The sequence below is a fragment of the Ferrimicrobium sp. genome, from assembly GCF_027319265.1.
GTDB lineage: Bacteria > Actinomycetota > Acidimicrobiia > Acidimicrobiales > Acidimicrobiaceae > Ferrimicrobium.
In genome coordinates this window covers 78417-98638 of record NZ_DAHVNP010000031.1, presented here as the reverse complement: position 1 = coordinate 98638, position 20222 = coordinate 78417, and the positions used below count along the sequence as shown (strand labels likewise).

Sequence of the window (20222 nt, the reverse complement as noted above, 5' to 3'; positions counted from 1 at the left end):
GCTACTCCACCTCCAGTCCGAGTGCAGCACCTAAAATGCGCAAGCCGACTCGGCTTGACTTCTCAGGATGGAACTGCAGTCCAAGCAGTGAACCGCGGGCAACACCAGCCACATAGCGCTCGCCATACTCCTCCCAAGCAATCGCGTGCTCACTCTCTCTGACGGCATACGAATGCACGAAGTACGTCCAGACCTCGCTCGTGAAGGAGGCGAAGAGCGGATGGACAGGCAGCTCGAAGCTAAGCCGATTCCACTGCATCTCCGGGAGTCGTAGCCCTGGTTGCATGCGCTCAACACGCCCCGGGAGGATACCCAGGCCAGACTCCCCCGACTCATCGGAGCCATCAAAGAGTAGTTGCATTCCCACGCAGATACCGAGCAACCATCGACCCTCGTCGACCCGATCCCGGATAGCCTGCTCAAAACCGGCCCCGCGAAGTCGAAGCGCACATGCCCCAAAGTGTCCAACACCCGGCAGGATGGCATGGTCGTAGCCCTCCAGCCTCCTCGGATCATCGATAAGGATGGGTTGGTGCCCAAGCTGGCGCAGCGCATTGGAGAGGGATCCAAGATTCCCAATGCCGTAATCGATGATGGCGATCTTCATGGATGTTGCATCGGTATCGCGCTCCGGCATCGCCCTCGTCACAAGGGGGGGCTGCGCCATCAGCGAGCACCCCGACCTGCCGGGGCCAAGCGCTGGCGCTCAGCCATCGAGGAGGCCCTTTGAGCTGGCCACCGCTGTCGAGGTTACCCGCACCGCATCGCGCACGGCCCTGGCAAACCCCTTAAACGCAGCTTCAAGTTGATGGTGGGTATTCCCATCACGGACCGAGTGTACGTGCAACGTGCAACCTCCATGTCGAGCAAACGCTGCAAAGAACTCCTCCGCATGTTCCACATAAAAGGCTGGGGTGCCAAGGGCCAACGAGCGGTTTCCACCCAGTTCAACCACGGCCCTACCTCGACCTGAGAGGTCAATGGCGACCTGGACGAGCGACTCATCAAGGGGGATGAGGCGGTCCGCAAAGCGTTCGATGCCAATACGATCGCCGAGCGCCTCCCGAAAGGCGCTACCCAGCGCGATACCAGTATCTTCGACCAGGTGATGCGCGTCGACCATCCAATCCCCTGTGGCCTCTACGGAGAGGCCGAGAGCGCCGTGGACGCCAAGCTGACTTAACATGTGCGAGAAGAAGGGGACCGGTGTCGAGATCGACACGGAGCCACCATCGAGATCAAGCGCAACCGCGATCTGCGTCTCCTGTGAGCTACGTTCAAAAGTTGCTGTTCTCATCGGAGCACCTCCTCAAGTGTTGACAGAAATCGTGCGTTCTCCTCGGGGGTACCTATGGTAATACGCAAGGCGTTCCCTACCCCAGGCCACTGACTTGCATCGCGCACCAGGATAGAACGCGCTACCAGACGGTTCCATATCTCATGCGCATCATGGATGCCCATGTCCACGAGGACAAAATTGGTGGCCGATGGGTAGGGAGCCAGCCCGAATGCTGCGAGTCGGCTCACCATCGCGTCGCGTTCAGTAACGACAAGACTCACCATGGCTTGCAGCTCGCGCTGCCAATCAAGGGCACTGACTGCGACCAGCTGGGACAGAGATGACAAGTGGTAGGGCAAGACAATCCCATAGAGCGCTGCAATGACCGTTGGATCAGCGACGACATACCCTAGCCGTAGGCCCGCCAGGGACAGGGCCTTCGAGAAGGTGCGTACCACTGCGACGTTCTCACCGTGCCACTCAGGAATCTGCCGTTGATCAAAGTCATGGTAGGCACGATCCACGATGAAGAGCTGGTGCGGACGCAACGGAGGGAGGGAGCGAAGCTCGGCGGGTTCGACCATCCCGGTGGGATTGTTTGGATCACAGACCACCACAAGAGAGGCGTCGGAGGCGATCAACTCCTCCGTCAACTGACCAGAATCACTTCGTTGCCCAGGGATCAGCTCCGTTCGGGTCGCACCGGCGATCTGTGCGTACATTCCATAGGTCGGCTGGGCCACCCAGGCGGTGCGTCCCGGACCACCATAGGCCAGAAAGATCGTCTGTAGCACTTCGTTGGATCCATTCCCCACAAAGATAGCCTCCGGATCGACCCCATGGAACTCGCCTAGGCGCTGGCGGAGCTCAGATGCCTGCCGGTCGGGGTAGCGATGAAGAGATGATCGGCGAATCCGCGCCGCGACATCCAGAAGAAATCCTTCAGGAGGGGCAAGTGGGGATTCATTTGTATTGAGTTTGACCTCGACGTCAAGCTGAGGCGAATGATAGCTGGTGGCCAGAACCTGTGGCTGCGATGGTGATAACATCATGGCCTCCGTCGGATCGAGATGGATTCAGCGTGAGCAGTGAGCCCCTCGACCCTTGCGATCTCCTCGACCGCCCAACCCAGCTCCTCCACCGCATTGGGGCCAATGACCACCGTATGCTGTCGCCGATAGAAGTCCTCTAGCCCGAGCCCACTGGCAAAACGTGCGGTCCCATAGGTTGGTAACACATGCGACGGTCCAGCGACGTAGTCCCCAAAGGCAGCTGTCGCATCCACGCCGACAAAGATAACCCCCGCATTCTTGACGAGCCCCGCATCACTCTCCCCGTCTTGATAGAGCAATTCAAGATGTTCGGGGGCTATCAGGTTTGCGAGCTCGATCGCCTGCTCGCGATCACGGACGAGCGCAGCATAGCCATGGGTCGCCAGCGTCGATCGTATCGCATCCAAACGCGATGCTGATCGCACATAGGTCGCCAAAGCCGCATCAACGGCATGGAGGTACTCTTCATCCCAGGTCACCAGCCAGGCAAGTCCATGGGGGCCATGTTCCGCCTGCACCGCTAAGTCGATCGCTGCATAGCGTGGATCGACCGAGGAGTCAGCGATAACGAGCACCTCAGACGGCCCAGCAAAGGAAGAGCCGACACCCACATCGAGGGCAACCTGAGATTTTGCAAGCGCCACGTAGAGATTTCCAGGACCAACGATGGTGTCAACCCGACCGACACTCTCCGTCCCGTAGGCGAGGGCGGCGATAGCCTGAGCGCCTCCAATCGGATAGACAGTCTCGACCCCAGCCACAAAGCAAGCAGCGAGCGTCGGCTCATCAATACCTCCCCCAGGCAATGGTGGTGTAGCAACCACCACACGCTCGACGCCGGCGACACTGGCTACCGTGGCGGTATGCAAGACCGTTGAAGGGTAACGGGCGGTACCTCCAGGCACATAGCAACCTGCAGACACCACCGGAACATTGCGTCGAATCACGGTGATACCATCAGAGCTGACCCGTGACGAAGTTGGAACCTCTGCCTCATACACCTGTTGAATGCGTCGGTGCGCTACGGTCAGCGCACGGCTCAGCTCAGGCGTAATCGAATGATATGCCGCCTCCATCTCCTCGCGATAGAGGGCGAGTGCCCCCAGAGCAACCCCATCGAGTTCCTTAGTAAAGAGACGAAGGGCCTCATCACCATGAGATCGTACCCCATCAATGATTTCGCGCACCCGCCCCACCATCTCTGCAGCGGGCGCTGCGGGTCGCGGGATATCGGTGGTCTGCAATGCCCCCTGAATCGAGCGTAGATCTACCACCTTCAGTTCATCCTCGAAACCCATCGCTACATTCCTTTCCACGTCTTGCTCTTCCTCATCATCAACAAGAGGAGAGGTCGACCTCTCCTTCCCATCATGTTGTGCCACCTAGGTACCGTTGGCTTGGACCGACCGATGCACTCGACGAGTACAGAGCCCCAACCATCACCCAGACACCCTACCCAGCCAACCGCATCCTTGGCCAACCCTACGAAGAACCGTTACGATCTGGTGTAATCGGTGCGCAGACCGTGCTGGGCGAGCCTGCGCACCGAGGTCGGAACCTCGACTCCGACAGCCAGGTCTGGTGCCCCTTGAATGTGTCCGACGCCCGGCTGGGTCAACACGACTCCCGCCCACGTGGCGGTAGCGATGTCCTCTGGGGCATCGTCTGGCCAACCATCAGAGATCTTCAATGACCACTCATGAATCGGCATCGAAAGGATCATCGTCTGTGCAATCTCTCGCGCAGTAGGCGGCCGTACCTCGGCGCTTCTTCCCGGTAGCAACTTCTCCGTCACTATCTCCAATGCCCACGCCTTGTGCTCATCATCCACAAGCTCGGGTCTCCCAAAGATCACTGCCGACTGATAACGAATACTCGATTCGAAACTGCAGCGTGCCACGATCATCCCATCGACTTGCGTGACCGCCACCGCAACCTCGTCGCCCCGTTTGGCTCGACGCATCCATCCGGAGGCAACCGATCCGTGCATGAGCAACCGATCATCGGCTCGAGCGATGGCCGTCGGCAATACGAGCGGCCCACGTTCCGTCTGAAGCGCAACGTGAGCAATGATTTGTGCGTCGACCAATCGGTAGAGAGCGGCGCTGTCCTTCGAAGCCCAATGCCGTTCTCTGGTAAGCTCCGTCCGTTCCATTGGGCAAGCTTAGCAGCGCCAACCATCGTCGTCTTCAGCGCCCTTGTACTGCTCCAAGTTGCTTCTCTCGCATGCGGCACTCACCGCCTGGTGTGCGAGAGAGACGATCACGAAGTCGCTCCCAACCAGCCATCGATGTCGCCGAGACACCTCCTACCACAAAGTTCGTCCCCTTTGGCGCGAAGCCAGCGAACTGGTTATTGGCCATACTCAGAGAACGACCGTCATCACCTCGCAAATCGACCTGAAGGAGACTAGTCGCGGCTTGAGCACTGCCGACAATCTCGTTGCCACAGATGGTGACATCCCGGAAAATACCACCCACGGCGATGACCGTCGCCTGCGCGGGCCTACCAGCGTCAAAATGGAGCGACTGATTCACCAACTGATTGTTGGCAACAAAAACTCCGTCAATCATCGACTGATGGCCAAAGGCATCCACATAGAGCGCATCAAAGGCATGTCCTGCATCCACAGGGGAACCCATGGCAGAGCCCAGCGGAGGGCCATAACTTGGAACGGAGTCGCTTGTTCCGGCCGTATCGATCACCGTATTACCCGTTACCCAAAGCTCCGACGTTGACCGATAGGCATTTTCAGTGTCGAGGCTAATGCCCTGGTTGGTATCGATAACGCGATTGTCTCGCACCCAAAGCTCACGAGCGCCATCATCATAGATTCCTGCCGCATTCGCAGTACCAATACAGCGACCATCCCGCCAGCTACCCGCAGCCGCATTGGTGGTGGTATCGATATCTGCAATCTGGTTACCCTGAACGAGACCCAGCATCGGTTGCGAGGTATGACTGTACCAACCTTCGATGTCGATACCAATATTGTCCCCGTTCGTCACCCGATTACCCGCAAGCACAAAACGGTGTACGTCTCCATTGATGACGAGATTCTCGCTATCGCCTGTTCGCGTATCGCTGATACGGTTCGCGGCAACCACTACTTGCGAAAGCGCCTCACGCCGCCCGGTCCCGTAATCCTCAACCACAATTCCCAGCGCATTGACTGCGGGGTTGGCACAATCACGTCGGTTCCGCATCGACCGATCAGCTCGATTCACCACGGCGGAGACTGCATCATCGACGATCATGATGTCGCGACATCCCACGCGGATGCATGGCGACGGTGGCGAACCATATCCCTGGGCGGCTACCTCAACGTCGATACCCACTGGCGTGACGATAGAGGAGTCAGCGCTAGCGTCGCGAATGTCAAGCCCCATCACCCGTACCCCGCTCGACCCAAGGACCGCGATCGCCGGATTGAGAGCATCAAAACCCACCGCTGGCGCAACGCTTGCCGTCACATCTCCAAGCATCACTTCGGCATGTTGTCCCGGGGCTGACTCGAGCGTGAGTAGCGTAGGGTCGATCTTGTTGACAACACGGATCTGGCGTCGGAAGATTCCGGCCAGACAGATGGTGGATGCTCGGTGAATGGTGTTGGCAAGGCGAGCGATCAGCGCGTTGAGCTCTGCGCTCGAGCCTGTGACCTCATAGTCGCAAGCAGAAGGAGTCTCAGCGGCGACGAGCCAGTGGCTCTGCTGATTCACCTCACTCACCCAACGATCGGGACTCTTGGCATCGGGTGCCGCCGATGACGTGGCCACGATTCCTGCGCCGGTAGAGTCATGAATCCACGAGCTAGGTCCGCGACCAAGGAGGAGGGCTCCCCCAACAACGACCATAATGGCAATGCCGACGCGCTGAGCTCTCATCGTTGCTCTTGCAGCCAATCGCGCCATCTCAACACGGCTCCTTCCCACTCCAACAAAGGAACCCATGAACACGATCGCGGCACTCCTGCCGATGAGGGCAAGACAGACACGTGCCAAGCTCGCTGACCGGATCCTCATCGAACGTCACCACGACACTCCTTTGTAACAGTGATGGATTTTGCAACAGTGATGGACCATCAACGGCACGCGTCGATCAAGTCGCCAAGAGACGTTCAATGTCATAGGGGTCTCGGAGGTAGCGATCAGCCAAATCAGCAGTATCGACTCCGAATCGGTATCGATCGACTCCCGGAACCGAGACATGCGGATGCCCTAGGAGCCAGGCGGTCAACAGTAATCTTCGGTAGATCACCAACGTCGGTATCAGCGCCAGCGACTCTGGGCTAAGAGCGCGAACCTGAGCGTAGCCACCCAACCAACCGCGTAAGAACCGCGACGCGTCTGGTGAGGTTTCGTAGAAGGAGAGACTGGCCACCGCCTCGTAGACGTACCATCCAAATCCGCAGTCGTCAAAATCGATGATACCCGTCAATACACCCTCATGGACGAGGAGATTCGCCGCGCGAAGATCGGCATGGAGCAGGCCATATGCTGATTCCGCGCGAGTAGCGGTACTCATTTGGGTCTCTACTTCACCCTGAGCAGCAGCGACGATCTCATAACCGCGCGGCTCGTGAGCGAACGCTGGCTGCCATGACCCCCACCGCGGCTTCGCTCCGGTGAGTGCGTCGACGTCCCAGCTCCAACGCGTCCGTTGTGTCCGGTCCAGGTCCTCCCCGGAGCGATGCAACAAGGCGGCCATCTCACCAATACGAGACGCCTGTGCAACGATATCGCTCTGGGTTGCCATCTCACCAGGAAGAAAGGTAAAGACCACATAGAGACCATCGCAGCGGCGCAGCACCTCTTCACCACGATGGGTGGGTACTACTCCTGGTATCTCGATCGGCAAGGCCTCCTTCGCCAGCTGCATCAACCTCAGCTCAGCCCCGATGCTCCTCATATCCTCGTACCCGTCGCGATACCGGCGTACGGCAAACATTCCTCCTGGACCATTCACCAACCAAGTGGTGTTCTCCGATCGCTCCACGCGCACGACATCGGCGCCCACCAGGCACGGCCAGGCGAGTGTCAGCTCATCGATGGGCAACCCCATCTCAACGCCTGACACCTTGTCCACGATCATGCTCCTCACCCTATCCGGATCCCTCTTGCCCTCGCGAACACCACGCATAGATCAACGTTGAGTCGAATCCATGGAAACAGCCGCGTTCCTCTGGGAAATCACGCCTCCAACCGCGCTCGAAGGGCATCGCAACGCTAGTATCAATACTATGGTTCTTTAACTGCGCCGCTGCTATCTCACCAGTTCGATCTCCCCCAGTTCGATCTCCCCAGTTCGATCTCGTGGGGCAAGGACGTCACCCACCGCCTGGGACCTGCTCTCGCCGGACCTGCAGTTTGACCAGATGCCATGTGTGCGCAGACACGGATCGCAGTTGGTCCCATCCAGATCTCTCTACTCTTACGAGCCGCTCCTACCACCAAGACCGGAATCGGTCGCTGACACCAAACCTGACAGAGGAAAACAATGCATTCACGTAGATCAATGATCGCTCGGGTCTCTGCGGTCGTCGTGACCTCGGGCCCGTTGTCCGCGGCGGGCGGTGCGGTCTGGCCTTACCTCATCCTCTATCTCCACTTCTCGCGCCACCTTTCTACCCCGCTCGCCGGTACCATCGTCGCCACAGAGGGTATTGCTACCCTGGCCGGGGCGCTCGTCGGTGGGATCCTTGTCGACCGTTTTGGTGCACGCAACACGGCAGCTCTCGGGACGGCCGTGGAGATTCTTGGCTATTTCCTGGTCTTTGCCGCTCGCACCCCTCCACTGTTCTTTGTCGCCTCACTGGTCTTTGGGTTCTCGAATGTCCGCTACTCCGCACGCAATGTCGCGACCTCAAACGCACTTCCCACCGACCTGCCGGCAACAAAGTTCTTCTCCTACGACTTCATGGCGTCCAATGCTGGCTTTGCGATTGGGACGCTGAGCGGTGGTCTTCTCATCGATCTCCACCGACCATCGACCTTCCTCGACCTCCTCGTCGTTGGCATGGCCTGCGGTGCTCTTGCAGGCGCGGCTTTTCTCTTATTACCCAATGATCGACATGTGAGTGAACATCCGGTGGAACCCAGCTACCGAGAGGCGCTCACCGACCCACGGTTGCGTCTCTTCCTCGTCTTCGCAATCTTTCTCTCCTTCACCAGCTATGCTTCCTTCGATACTGGCATACCTGCACTGATCGGCATCGCGCTACACAAGTCACCCCAGGTCATTGCCATTGGCTTTGTCATCAACCCGATCCTCATCGTTGTGCTCCAACGACCCGTCTATTCCTTGGTGAGCAGGATGGGGTTTCGTCGAACTCTTCAGCTCACGGCGGTTGTCTTTGGGATCGCCTGGTTGGTCCCTCTCGCCACCGCGTACCGACACACGACGACCTTCGTGCTCATCGACCTCGCAATCTTTGCCGCCATCTTCGGCTTTGGCGAGATGTGCTATTCGCCGATCCGAACCCCGGTCCTCCTTGCACTCGCGCCAAAGCGCCTCCGTGGGCGCTACTTCGGGTTGAGTCAGTTTTCACGAGCGCTCGCCAACGTCATCGGTCCAGTGACTGCAACCGAAGCGGTCGGCCATGGTTTGGCCTACCTCTGGCTCGGCGGTCTCTGTGCCATCGGGTCCCTCAACGCATCGATTGGCAACCGACTTGGGCGTCAAATGGAACACCAGGTGGCCCCGAGCCCCGACGCGACTACTTCCTACAAGGATGACCAGATAACCGGGGATGGCCCTACGGCAGAGTGACAAAGCTAGGGTCGAGTTCGTTCACGGACCGCACCCCCAGCAGCTGCATCGTGCGTCGTACCTCACTGGCGAGGATTTCAATGCAACGATCCACCCCAGCCTCACCGCCGGCCATCAGACCATAGAGGTACGCGCGACCGACAAGCACGGCCTTCGCACCGAGAGCGAGGGCAGCCACGATATCAGCCCCACTCATCACACCTCCGTCGATTAAAATCTCCGTATCAGACCCGACCGCGTCGACGACCGATCTGAGCAACCGCAGCGGAACCGTCGCGCGATCGAGCTGTCTGCCACCGTGATTCGAGAGCACGATCGCATCGACCCCGATACCCACGAGACGCTGCGCATCCTCAAGTCGTTGTACACCCTTAACGATCAACTTGCCACGCCAATGGTCTCGAAGGAAGGAGAGATCCTCAATGGTCGCCGATGGATCAAACATCTTGTTAATCAATGACCCAACCGTTCCTCCATATGCGTGCATGCTGGCGAACTCTAACGGAGGCGTCGTGATGAGATCGAACCACCAGGCTGGGTGCAACGCACCGTCGAGAAAGGTCTTTGCGCTAATCTGCGGGGGGATCGTCAGTCCGTTGTAGGCATCACGCAGCCGATTGCCAGCTACCGGAACGTCGACCGTGAGTACGAGCGCCTCATAACCGTGGGCCTCGGCACGGCGCAAAAAATCTAGACCCGCATCTCGATCACGCCAAAGATAGAGCTGGAACCACCTGCGCACGCTTGGTGCAGCGTAGGCCACATCTTCGATCGATGTGGTGCCCATCGTCGAGAGGGCGTAGGCGATACCTGCCCGCTCCGCCGCACGGGCGACCGCTGGTTCCCCCTCCGCACGCATCATCCGTGTAAAACCAGTGGGTGCCAGCGCGAAGGGTAGCGCACTCGTACCCCCAAGGAGTTCGATCGTGGTATCCACCTCACCCACATCACGCAAGATCCGCGGATGGAACGTAAGTGAACGGAACAGCTCCCGAGAGCGAGCCAGCGTCACCTCACCGTCGGCAGCGCCATCGGTATAGTCAAAGACAGCTCTTGGTGTACGCAACCGTGCTAACGTGCGAAGATCGCCAATTGTCTGGGCGCGCTCCACCCTCGCACGCCAAAAGTCAAGTCGAGGAGTTCGCGGTACCAGCAATGCTTTGAGTGCCGCCACATCAGGTCGTTGACGCTTCATTCTCTCTCCTTCGTTCAAACGGACAGCGAAACTCGATCCCTACTCCTCAGCGGCATCACAACACTCCTCAGCGGCATCACAACGACTCCAGCTGGCTGGCATGCTCATGGAGATGGTCGATGCCAAACTCGGTCACGATCTCTTCGACCGTCATCGCCCCAAATTTTGGATGTATCCCCTTTTTGCGCAACTGCTCCGGACTCAACAATCGGCACAGATCGCTCGTCGCTTCGGCCCGGAGATTGATCTCACTCCGAAGCTCATCCACCGCCAGTGTGGCACTTTGTTCTATTCTGGCAATCCGTTCTGGCGAACGTTTCAGCCTGCCAAAGGGTTCCTCCGGTTCGCCTGCGAGCACATGTAGGACCTCTGCCAACCAATACTCCAGCATCTCAGAGACGTGAGCGAGTATATGGACAAGGTCCCATTGTTCACCGGTTTCAGGATCCGGCTCAGTCAGTCCATCCTCCTGGGCGGTGTCCATCGCCTCACGAAAATGCGCAAATGCCGCATGGAATCGTGCGTCAAGTGTTCCCTCGAGCATGCCATCTCCTCCCCTCGTCGCAACCAGTTCGTAGCGAATCCAAACTGTTCTTCACTGTTACACGCTCCCACCATCGGAGTCAACGCATCCCTCAAGCAATGCATACCCTTTGGCTATTGCTCCTCACTGAAACGACGACATCGCCGCAATGAACGGGCCAATGCGATGCCCGGAAAATCTCCAAGTAGCTGCAACGACTCGCCAGCGCACTATGACATCAAGGCTAGCACAGCGGTTCGCATCGATCCAATGAGTAGCTGGACTAAGTTACCTATGAGCACTCATCTACCGCAAAGGAGCCTAGCAATGGAAACGATCCGCGCACTCGTGGTCCGGGAGTCCACACCACTACCAACGGTTGCGGTCGAGACACTCCCAACATCCACCTTGTACCAACGGCCGCTCAGGGTACGGGTCGCCTACTCGACTCTCAACTACAAAGATGGCATGGTCATGAGGGGACAGGGCAGACTCGTTCGCACCTACCCACATGTTCCCGGTGTCGATCTCGTTGGCCAAGTCCTATCGGACGCGACCGGCACCTATGCTCCGGGAGACTGGATCATCGCGACAGGCTTCCGCATCGGCGAACTCTATTGGGGAGGGTATGCCGAGGAGGCGTTTCTCGAGCCCGCTTGGGCGGTACGACTCCCCTCCTCGATGACACCACGACAAGCGATGGGCATTGGCACCGCTGGCCTTACCGCCATGCTCGCCATCATGGCACTCGAGCACCTTAGCATCTTGCCTGGCTCACAAGCCCCATTGCTTGTCACCGGCGCAGCGGGAGGTGTTGGCTCCATCGCCATCGCCATTGCGAGTCGCCTCGGGTACATTGTCGCCGGCTCCACTGGGCGTGACACGGAGACTGACTACCTTACACATCTTGGCGCATCGATCGTCATCCCTCGCAGCGATCTCGACAGCGGACCTGAACGTCCGCTAGAGTCAGAACACTGGCTCGGTTGCATCGACTCGGTCGGCGGTCAGACCCTAGCACGCGTCCTTGCCCAGACAAAGAGCAACGGTGCCATCGCGTCGGTCGGTCTTGCTGGAGGGTCAAGCTTCACCGCATCGGTCATGCCATTCCTCCTCCGCGGTGTCTCGATCGCCGGCATTGACTCAGTCAACGCTCCGCTGTCCGCACGTGAGATCGCTTGGGGACGCCTCGCTGATCTGCTTGACCCAGCGCTCCTAGAAGAGATGATCACCGAGATCAACCTCGAACAGCTACCGACCTATGCTGAAAAAATACTCGCAGGACAAGTTCGCGGGCGCGTGGTCGTGGCATTAGACACGAGTCTGTAGTCGTCCCTCAAGTGCTGTAAGGTCGATCGTCAACTTCTCTTGAGTTCCCATCGCCTCTTTACGCTGCGCCTTATCGGCGTACATCGCTTGATCGGCCTGCGAAAGCAGCGCAGCCAGGGACATCTTCTCACCCTCAAGCGCCGCAACTCCGATAGAGACCGGTAGTCGACGTGCATCGAAGAGGCGACGGAGCCGACGTGCGAGCTCCTCGGCGTTGATACGATCTGTCTGTGGTGCAAGGAGGGCGAACTCATCGCCACCAAGGCGACCGACGACATCCATCGCCCGTAGATTATCTCGGAGCGTTCGTGCAAACTTGATCAGGTAATCATCACCGGCCTCATGGCCATAGAGATCATTGACCGATTTGAGACCATCGAGATCAAAGAGCAAGATCGCCATCGGTGCCGGATTCCGCGAAAGTCGACTGGCCTCCCGCTGCAACACCTCAAGGAAGCCGCGCCGATTCAACAACTGCGTCAGAGGGTCGTTCGATGCCTGCTCTCCTAAGATAGCGAGCTGATCTGCCAGCGAACGAACCTGACGCTCGTAGTCGATGCCCATGGCGATCGTGAGCTCGATCATCCGGCAGAGCGCAATAAGCGTTGGACGTGGACAGCGCAGTTCGCGATTCGAAAAGACCACGGTGGCAAGATTCTCATCCCTTGTCGCCTCAAAAGGTACTAGATACAGTGAGGCTAACGGTGAAAACCCGATGTAGTCCGAGAAGATGCGGCCTGGCCCTGTGGGCTCAATTGGCACGGCCGCCGACAGATCAACGGCGTTCTCGAATTCGATGACATCACCTTCGCGCAAAATCCGGGGAACGACGCGAACCCTCTCGATCATGTACTTTGACTCGAGCCGCCTTGCCACCATCACGCCCATCGCACCGGCGGCCGTCATGAGCTGCTCGAGCAGGCCCATGAGCGCACTCTCACCACTGTTGCCCAGAACACCTATATTGAGTGAATTCGATCGCTGCATTACACCAACCCCTCATGAGCTTCATCGGCCACTCACTGGCTAGCCTTAAAAACTAATCTTGCCTAAGGAGGGATGTGTCTCGCGTCGAGCTGAGCGCTGTCGCGTTAGCACTTGGTGCTGCTATCGCGTGGGGAGCGTGGGGATTTCTCTCCGATCGTGCCTCGATCCGCGCTGCCCCGTTGACGCTCTGGGTGACAGTGGTGCTCGTCGAAGCGATAGCTGTCGTGCCAGTCGCCTTCTTCATACGACCCGCCTTCTCCTGGCTCACTATCGCTGCGGGTCTGGCCGGTACCGTCGGCTATGCCCTCTTTTTTCTTGCGTTACGAAGAGGTTCCAATGCTGCACCGCTTATCGCCATCACCGCCCTCTACCCAGCGATCACCCTCCTACTACAGGTCGCCCTTACCAAAGTCGCGCTCCATCCTCGCCAGCTCATAGGCCTGGCGCTCGCTATCATCGCCATAGCCTTGATAGCGCTATGACCAACTGCGATCAACCTTCCATCATCCACATGCAACACGCCCACCTGGTACGAGGTGAGGCCAGCATCTTTCGCGACCTATCCCTCACCCTCGATAGCGGACAACGTCTAGCCATCTTAGGGCCGAACGGCATCGGGAAAACTTCGCTCGCGATGGTGCTTGCCGGGAGGCTCCGATTGAGCCGAGGCGCGCTTCACCTCCTGGGGGTTAACGTGCACGAGACCGATATCAGAGCCTTACGTCCAAGGATTGGATACTTCTCGGACGAGCTGACCTCACGGCTCGCCCCAGACATGACGGCCGAAGAGGTGGTTGCCCTTGGTCGGTTCTCCGGTCTACGCCGTGAATGGTTTGTGCTCGATGACCATGACCGGCTCGAAGCCAGACACCTCCTCGAACTTGTCGGTCTTGACGACTACGCGCAACGACCACTCGACTCGCTCTCCTCGGGTCAACGCCAGCGAGTTCTCCTGGCGCGTTCCTTTTGCGGCACGCCACGTTTAACCGTGCTCGATGAACCGACCTCTCACCTCGATCTCGTCGCCCGCGAACAGATGATCGAAGCGCTTGAACGCATCCTCGACCAACATCACCACAACGGTGCGCTCGTCATGGTGGCGCATCATCTCGAGGATCTACCGATCTCGATCACTCATACGCTGGTGATGAGTGAGCATGGGTACTGGTTTGGCCCCGCAGATGAAGTGCTTACCTCGGCAACACTCACCAAAGCCTTCCATCATCCCATTGAGGTGCATCAACTCGCAGGTCGTCGTATCGCTACCGCACTCCGACAGCCATGACGCTCGCGGGCCACCGATAGCACGACGCGAGCAGACGGTGACACCAACCAGACCCCCAGTGCGATCACGGAACTGCGTTGTGGCAAGCGCGATCGAGTGCTACTCCAAACGAATCAACTCATTTCGATAGCGCCGTGCATTAGCGACATAGAGCGCGACGGCCTCAGCAAAGGCTCCTTCAGGGACGCGATCCGGAACGATCGTCGCTGGGACCCCTAACGCCATAGCAAATGAGGGAACATCGGTATCATTCGTTACCATTGCATTTGCTCCAACCAACGCATGCTCATGGATCCGGACGCGGTGCAGGACGACTGAGGAGGAACCAATCAGACAGTGGTCCTCGACGACGCAACCCTCAAGATGCACGAGATGCCCCACGACACATTCGGCGCCAACCACGGTCGGGAGCTCTGCGGTGGCATGGATAACGGTTCCGTCCTGCACGGACGTCTGGGCACCTATCTCGATGCGGCCGTAGTCGCCTCGCAACACCGCATGTGGCCAGACCGACGCTTCTTCACCAATCACCACCGAACCAATGATGACGGCGTCGGGGTGGACGAACGCCGAAGCGGCGATCCGTGGAATCTGGCTACCAAGACTATAAATAGGCATAGACCTAGGTTAGCTACACCACTCGATCCCCACTGCTACCCGTTCACGACCACAAGAGAACGCTGCGATACCTATCATTGGCCTAAGCCCAACCATGGCTACTAGCCTAAGCATATGGATCGCAATGAACGCTACGCAAGCTCGCTGAAAGTTTGGGCTCAGCTCGAGACATTTCACGACCTCACCTACTTCGCTAAAGAGTGTCGCGAGAGCTATAAGACGCTCGGCGTTGCCGACTCATGGGCCCGTTACTTCGGGGGACGTGCCGCGCCGATGGGTCAGGTCGAACCCGGAGTGGTTACCGCCGCGTTCTATAGTTTTTCGCATCACAATGTCGAAGCTGCCATCCCATCGGTGTGGAAGATTGCCACCCCGGAACAGTTCATCGCCGCTCGATTCCAGGGCATCCTCGCTACCTGGGATCGCATCATGGGATCATCAACGCTCGCTCCCAGCGCAGAGGTTCTCGCACGCGCCACTCGAATCGCAACCAAGATCTCTCGGCATGGCGAACGCGATGGACACCCTCTCTATGCCGCCAACCTATCCGTGCAACCACCAGATGATCCGAGGTCACAACTCTTCCATGCGGCCACCCTCATCCGCGAGTACCGAGGAGATTGCCACAATAGCCTCCTCGCCGTCAATCAAATCAACGGTTGTGAGGCACATATCCTCATGGTGGCGATCGGGGCCGAGCAGCGCTCCACTGCACAGACATCAAGAGGTTACACCGATGCCGAATGGACCCATGGCATCGAGAACCTCACGCATCGTGGTCTCATTGCCAAAGATGAAACCATCACACCGGAGGGGCGATCCTTCCGTAGCGATCTCGAGCGACGAACAAATCTGTTGATGGCTCCGCTCTTTGATGTGGTCTCCGATGGGGAACTAGCCGAGCTCCAAGCACTGGCCGCTCCCATCGAGATGGCGATACACGACTCAGGATCTCTACCCACCTTCCAGCGAGTTCACGAGTTGCTCGCCTCCTCCTAACGCCGTCACAACTCCCAGAATGGGGCCATAGCGATCGCTAGGCGAGGAACCCGCTGCCTGCGAGCATCTCGCCGTTCTCGAAACCTCAAGGAGGCTCCTCATCCGCAGCAGACGCTGCCTCCTTCAGCGATCGTGCGGTTGTCACAAGGCGCCAGTAGCTTTCGTGGGCCTCGAAGTGTTCGTGGGCCAATACTTGACGACGACTACAGGAGGCAAGGGACTTCCACAGACCAAGAGTACGACGCCTCTGTTGCGGCCGACCGCACCGCACCGCACCGTAAGGACAATGAACTGACGACCCATTTGAACGCGGTGCCACCGCTCAACAGACACGCATCCTATCAAACAACCCAGCCAACTCCGCTTGTCACGCCATCGCTTGCCCACTTCCCCAACTCGTGCGTTGGTCGATCCGAGGACAGTGGTACTGCCGGATGCGCGCATGGTGACAGGCACTCGACTGGCGCCGCCCAATCCGCTCATCAGCTGGCCCCTTACTGGCTGCACCCCAGGCAGATCGGCCGCAGGCTTTATGTCAGCACACTCATGATGGCCATTCATAGAGGTGCTCAGGGCGTCCCGATCCATAGCGAAATTCAAGACGAACTCGCCCGATGCGCGCGAGATAGGTGAGATAGCGGTGTGCAGTGGGACGACTCACTCCCGTACGGCTTGCGACATCCTCTGCGGTGAGTGGTTCACCCGCGCTACGCAAGATCTCAATGATCCTGCCAAGCGTCTGGGGAGAATGTCCCTTTGGAAGCTGCCGACTGTTGGTTGCTCGTAGCATGGCATAGATCGTATCGACCTCTTCTTGATCTGCCTCATGGAGCGTTTCGAGCCTCTTTTTCATCGAGGCATACGTCGTGAGGCGCTCGATCAGCACGTGGGTACTAAATGGTTTCACGAGATAATAGACGGCCCCTCGACGGACCGCCTCCTCGACGCTTCCAGCGTCGCGTGCAGCGGTCACGACAATCACATCCACCGTGTCTTGCGCTGAGCCAGTAAGACGACGCAGCACCTCTAACCCTGGTATGTCTGGGAGATAGAGGTCGAGTAGGACAAGATCGGGCGCGTTGTCGCGGACCGCCTGAAGCACCTCGGCTCCTGAATGTGCTTCGGCAACCACCTCGAAACCGCTCACACCCTCCACCACCGCACGGTGAAGCGAGGCTACGCGAAAGTCATCATCGGCGACTACGACCCGGAACATGGGTGAGACATCAGGTCTTTGAGGAATGGTCATGTGAAGCAGCCTCCTTCAATTCGAGTTCAAAGATCCCTGGCAGCGTCACCCGAAAACAAGCCCCGACGTCTTGCGATACCTCAATCTTGCCATGATAACGCTCAACCAGCTGGCGCACCATCGCAAGGCCCAAGCCACGCCGCAATCCTTTACCGATGGTCTTCGTGGTGAAGCCATCGACAAAGATCGTCTCCCGTTCGGCCACGGGCACTCCCGGACCAGAGTCAGTGACCTCCACTATCAGCTCCGTCTCGCTGCGTAGTAGGCGCACCGCCACCCAGGCGTGGGGGTATCCTTGCGTCGCCTCAATCGCGTTATCGAGAAGGTTGCCGATCACCGTTACCAGGTCACTCGCGCAAGTGAGGGCCGCCGGAAGTAGGACCGCACCCCCTAGCCGGAACTCCACGTTGCGTTCGGCCGCCACGGCACCCTTAGCTAGCAAAAGGGCCACAATGATGGGATTGGCAATCTCGTCGGTCAACCGACTCATGAGTTGCGTATCCCGAAGAGTGAGATCGGTAGCGAATTCGACCGCCTCACGCGTAGCTCCCATTTCGATGAGTCCCACCACCGTATGCATACGATTCGAAAAATCGTGGGCTTGAGCGCGGAGGGCATCGGTCAACCCCAGCATGCCATCAAGTTCTCGCATCAGCGCCTCCGATTCCGTGCGATCGTTGATTGTGACAACATAGCCAAGGGGTGTTCCGTGCGCCTCCACATATCTCCGATTGATGACCAAAATTCGGTCTTTGTGCACAACAATCGTGTCCCGCCCAGTTATCTCGCCGAGGATAGCAGCCTGAAGGCGGCCGTCTGGGATGAGCACGCGTGCCGGTCGCCCCAGATGGCGTGCAGGCAGTTTCAGTAAGTCAATGGCGCCAGAGTTTGCGAATTGGAACCGCCCTTCATCATCGAGTCCGATAACGCCTTCGCGAATTCCATGGAACATCGCCTCCTGTTCCTGGATGAGTTCCTTAAGCTCATCCAGCTCAAGCCCGAAGGTCTGCTTCCGAATCCAACGCCCGACACCCCAGCTGAGCAGCAAGCCGACCATCATGGCAACAATAAGTGCCTCAAAAACCCGCACGGTTACCGCGATCGCTTCACTCTGTGATGTTCGGTAGCGGAGTTCGATTACCACCCTGTCTCGATCCTGTGGGCCGGCGAGGGGCGCAATGGCGATAACCGTCACTTCGCTACCCACGTCTCGGGTCTGCACGGAGGTGGTAGTGGTCGAAGGAAGGGGAAGTAGCTCACCTCTCGCAAATCCTCCCGCACCATCGATGACAACTCCATTGGCGTTCAAAAGGGCCACCCCAGACGCTCGCAGACTGCTCATGACTGACCGCAACTCCGGTGAATGATTCGAAAGTTCAACGAGCGATGGGTTGGTGGCGAGTGCTTGCACCGCTAGGCGACCCGCGTTGGCGTACTGGGTAGCGTCTGGTCGAATGGATCCGTGAAACCAGATGACCCCAGTCAGGATGACGGCCACCAGAATGGTGGCCTGTATCAGGGCAAGGCGTTTCTTCATCGTCATACGACTTCGCCGGTAACTGTTCACACCGAATCCCCCCTGTACCAATGCCTAGACAGCGGTCACTCTACGCGCAGACTGGTGTCACCGACCATCAACAGCACCACCATAGTACCTGAGACTACCCATGGCCTTTTCTTAGGCTGAATGCGGTGGCCAGACAGAGCAGATCACCGACAAAAGGGTCAATGCCTGACCATGGAGTGTCGCATTCACCAGAACGCCACCCGTCGCGGCAGCATCTCGCGGTGGGGCTGGGCCTACTTGGCACGTTCCGGGATGAACCAGGTAAGCATCTCTCTCTTTGCACCCAAACCGAAGGAGTTGGTGCCGTTGAGGAGCAACGCACCAACACGTGACTTGCACTACCACGTCGACTTGAACCTGTGGCCACTCGTCCTGTGAACACAATGAACACAATGCTCCTCAACGAGATCTAGGTGATCTTTGTGTACGCAACAGCAATTTTCGCCCTTAGGGGAATAGAACAGTACCTGTTACGCAGAGGGGGGAAGGTGCATCTGTTCTTACTGACCTTGGGTTTTGGAATCGTGACCGCTGCTGTGCTCGCGCTCGCATCGGTCGGTCTCAGTCTTCAGTTTGGGGTCACGAACTACGTCAACTTCGCGTACGGAGCATACCTCGCGGTTGGCATGTACATGACCTACACGTGCATAACCGCCTTTCACCTCCCCTTCTTGCTCGGGGCAGTGGTTGGCATCCTCACCGCGGGTATCGTCGCCGTGGTGGTTGACATTCTGATCCTCGAACGTTTTGTGAAACGTGGCACATCAGGCTTTTTCTTACTGATCGTCACCTTCGGGCTGCAGTTGATTCTGCTCAATCTCGCGCAAGCGATCTGGGGGGTGGGATTTGACCGCTACCCGATTGCACAAGGAGCGCCGCTGACGATTGGGCCGTTCAGTGTGACCGTGGCACAACTAGAGGTGGTCGGCGTCGCTATTGTCGCCCTCATCGCGGTGCACCTACTCTTGACCAAATCACGCCTCGGCAAGGCCATGCGCGCAATGTCGGACAACAAGATGCTGGCACAAGCCAGCGGTATCGACATCAACGCAACCACGTTGTGGACTTGGTTTTTTACCGGCTGTCTCGCCGGACTGGGAGGTATTGCCTTAGCACTCAATACCGTAGAGTTTCAGGTGTTCACCGGTAATAGCTTCTTGTTCGTGATCTTTGCAGCGGTCATCCTGGGCGGTATCGGAAAAATCTATGGTGCCATGCTAGGTGCGCTCATCATTGGACTCGTGGTGGGCCTTTCTAGCCTTGTGATCTCGTCGGCATACAACGTCGACGTCGCATTCGCAGCCTTAGTGATCGTGCTACTCATCCGCCCGCAAGGGATCTTCGCAATAGCTGGAAAGGCATAGGTCGAAT

19 protein-coding genes are annotated in these 20222 nt (G+C 58.2%); 6 read left to right on the top strand and 13 right to left on the bottom strand.

Features of this window, described 5'->3' with window-relative positions; all coding sequences use genetic code 11:
- Nucleotide 1: 1 nt before the first annotated feature.
- The 7 genes from hisH to M7439_RS04750 all read right to left on the bottom strand — a co-directional run bounded on the left by hisH (nt 2) and on the right by M7439_RS04750 (nt 7416).
- The gene (gene hisH, locus M7439_RS04780) at nt 2-667 is read right to left on the bottom strand and encodes an imidazole glycerol phosphate synthase subunit HisH (protein WP_298346172.1); all 666 of its coding nucleotides are present in this window, start codon (nt 665-667) and stop codon (nt 2-4) included.
- Nucleotides 668-706: 39 nt separating this feature from the next.
- Nucleotides 707-1297, bottom strand: coding sequence for an imidazoleglycerol-phosphate dehydratase (locus tag M7439_RS04775; protein ID WP_298346170.1), 591 nt, complete (start codon nt 1295-1297; stop codon nt 707-709).
- Complete coding sequence (locus tag M7439_RS04770; RefSeq protein ID WP_308464399.1) at nt 1294-2331, bottom strand: aminotransferase class I/II-fold pyridoxal phosphate-dependent enzyme; 1038 nt, start codon at nt 2329-2331, stop codon at nt 1294-1296. Before M7439_RS04770 ends, M7439_RS04775 begins: the two co-directional genes overlap by 4 nt.
- Complete coding sequence (gene hisD, locus M7439_RS04765; RefSeq protein ID WP_298346166.1) at nt 2328-3629, bottom strand: histidinol dehydrogenase; 1302 nt, start codon at nt 3627-3629, stop codon at nt 2328-2330. Before hisD ends, M7439_RS04770 begins: the two co-directional genes overlap by 4 nt.
- Nucleotides 3630-3826: 197 nt before the next feature.
- Nucleotides 3827-4486 (bottom strand): pyridoxamine 5'-phosphate oxidase family protein, encoded by a 660-nt coding sequence (locus M7439_RS04760; protein ID WP_298346164.1) that lies wholly within the window; start codon nt 4484-4486, stop codon nt 3827-3829.
- 34 nt (nt 4487-4520) lie between these two features.
- Nucleotides 4521-6353: a hypothetical protein gene (locus tag M7439_RS04755; protein WP_298346162.1), complete on the bottom strand. Its 1833-nt coding sequence runs from the start codon at nt 6351-6353 to the stop codon at nt 4521-4523.
- Between the two features lie 76 nt (nt 6354-6429).
- Nucleotides 6430-7416, bottom strand: coding sequence for a phosphotransferase enzyme family protein (locus tag M7439_RS04750; RefSeq protein ID WP_298346160.1), 987 nt, complete (start codon nt 7414-7416; stop codon nt 6430-6432).
- A 411-nt stretch (nt 7417-7827) separates the two neighbouring features.
- Here M7439_RS04750 and M7439_RS04745 point away from each other — a divergent pair, with 411 nt between their 5' ends.
- On the top strand, nt 7828-9099 hold the full coding sequence (locus M7439_RS04745; protein ID WP_298346158.1) for an MFS transporter: 1272 nt from the start codon (nt 7828-7830) through the stop codon (nt 9097-9099).
- Here the strand turns inward: M7439_RS04745 and M7439_RS04740 are convergent.
- Nucleotides 9086-10294, bottom strand: a complete 1209-nt coding sequence (locus M7439_RS04740; protein WP_298346156.1) for an alpha-hydroxy acid oxidase — start codon at nt 10292-10294, stop codon at nt 9086-9088. The genes M7439_RS04745 and M7439_RS04740 overlap by 14 nt on opposite strands.
- A gap of 76 nt (nt 10295-10370) precedes the next feature.
- Nucleotides 10371-10838: a DinB family protein gene (locus M7439_RS04735; protein ID WP_298346154.1), complete on the bottom strand. Its 468-nt coding sequence runs from the start codon at nt 10836-10838 to the stop codon at nt 10371-10373.
- 306 nt (nt 10839-11144) lie between these two features.
- Between M7439_RS04735 and M7439_RS04730 the strand changes: the two genes are divergently transcribed.
- Entirely contained in the window at nt 11145-12146 is a 1002-nt protein-coding gene (locus tag M7439_RS04730) for an MDR family oxidoreductase (protein ID WP_298346152.1), read from the top strand.
- Here M7439_RS04730 and M7439_RS04725 read toward each other — a convergent pair.
- Nucleotides 12129-13133, bottom strand: a complete 1005-nt coding sequence (locus M7439_RS04725; protein WP_298346150.1) for a GGDEF domain-containing protein — start codon at nt 13131-13133, stop codon at nt 12129-12131. The two genes, M7439_RS04730 and M7439_RS04725, sit on opposite strands and share 18 nt — an antisense overlap.
- 74 nt (nt 13134-13207) lie before the next feature.
- On the opposite strand from M7439_RS04725, the gene M7439_RS04720 reads away from it, so the two are divergent.
- Nucleotides 13208-13615 carry an EamA family transporter gene (locus M7439_RS04720; RefSeq protein WP_298346148.1) on the top strand — a complete coding sequence of 136 codons (408 nt, stop codon included), beginning with the start codon at nt 13208-13210 and terminating at the stop codon, nt 13613-13615.
- A 29-nt stretch (nt 13616-13644) separates the two neighbouring features.
- Complete coding sequence (locus M7439_RS04715) at nt 13645-14418, top strand: ABC transporter ATP-binding protein (RefSeq protein WP_298346146.1); 774 nt, start codon at nt 13645-13647, stop codon at nt 14416-14418.
- Between the two features lie 99 nt (nt 14419-14517).
- Here M7439_RS04715 and M7439_RS04710 read toward each other — a convergent pair whose 3' ends face one another.
- Entirely contained in the window at nt 14518-15036 is a 519-nt protein-coding gene (locus tag M7439_RS04710) for a gamma carbonic anhydrase family protein (RefSeq protein ID WP_298338571.1), read from the bottom strand.
- Nucleotides 15037-15150: 114 nt separating this feature from the next.
- Here M7439_RS04710 and M7439_RS04705 point away from each other — a divergent pair, with 114 nt between their 5' ends.
- Complete coding sequence (locus M7439_RS04705) at nt 15151-16035, top strand: hypothetical protein (protein WP_298346144.1); 885 nt, start codon at nt 15151-15153, stop codon at nt 16033-16035.
- Between the two features lie 544 nt (nt 16036-16579).
- Here M7439_RS04705 and M7439_RS04700 read toward each other — a convergent pair.
- Together M7439_RS04700 and M7439_RS04695 are read right to left on the bottom strand one after the other, a co-directional pair.
- Nucleotides 16580-17284 carry a response regulator gene (locus tag M7439_RS04700; protein ID WP_298346142.1) on the bottom strand — a complete coding sequence of 235 codons (705 nt, stop codon included), beginning with the start codon at nt 17282-17284 and terminating at the stop codon, nt 16580-16582.
- Nucleotides 17262-18821, bottom strand: coding sequence for a sensor histidine kinase (locus M7439_RS04695; RefSeq protein ID WP_298346140.1), 1560 nt, complete (start codon nt 18819-18821; stop codon nt 17262-17264). Before M7439_RS04695 ends, M7439_RS04700 begins: the two co-directional genes overlap by 23 nt.
- Before the next feature lie 443 nt (nt 18822-19264).
- Here M7439_RS04695 and M7439_RS04690 point away from each other — a divergent pair, with 443 nt between their 5' ends.
- Nucleotides 19265-20215, top strand: a complete 951-nt coding sequence (locus tag M7439_RS04690) for a branched-chain amino acid ABC transporter permease (protein WP_298346138.1) — start codon at nt 19265-19267, stop codon at nt 20213-20215.
- The last annotated feature ends 7 nt before the right edge of the window (nt 20216-20222 follow it).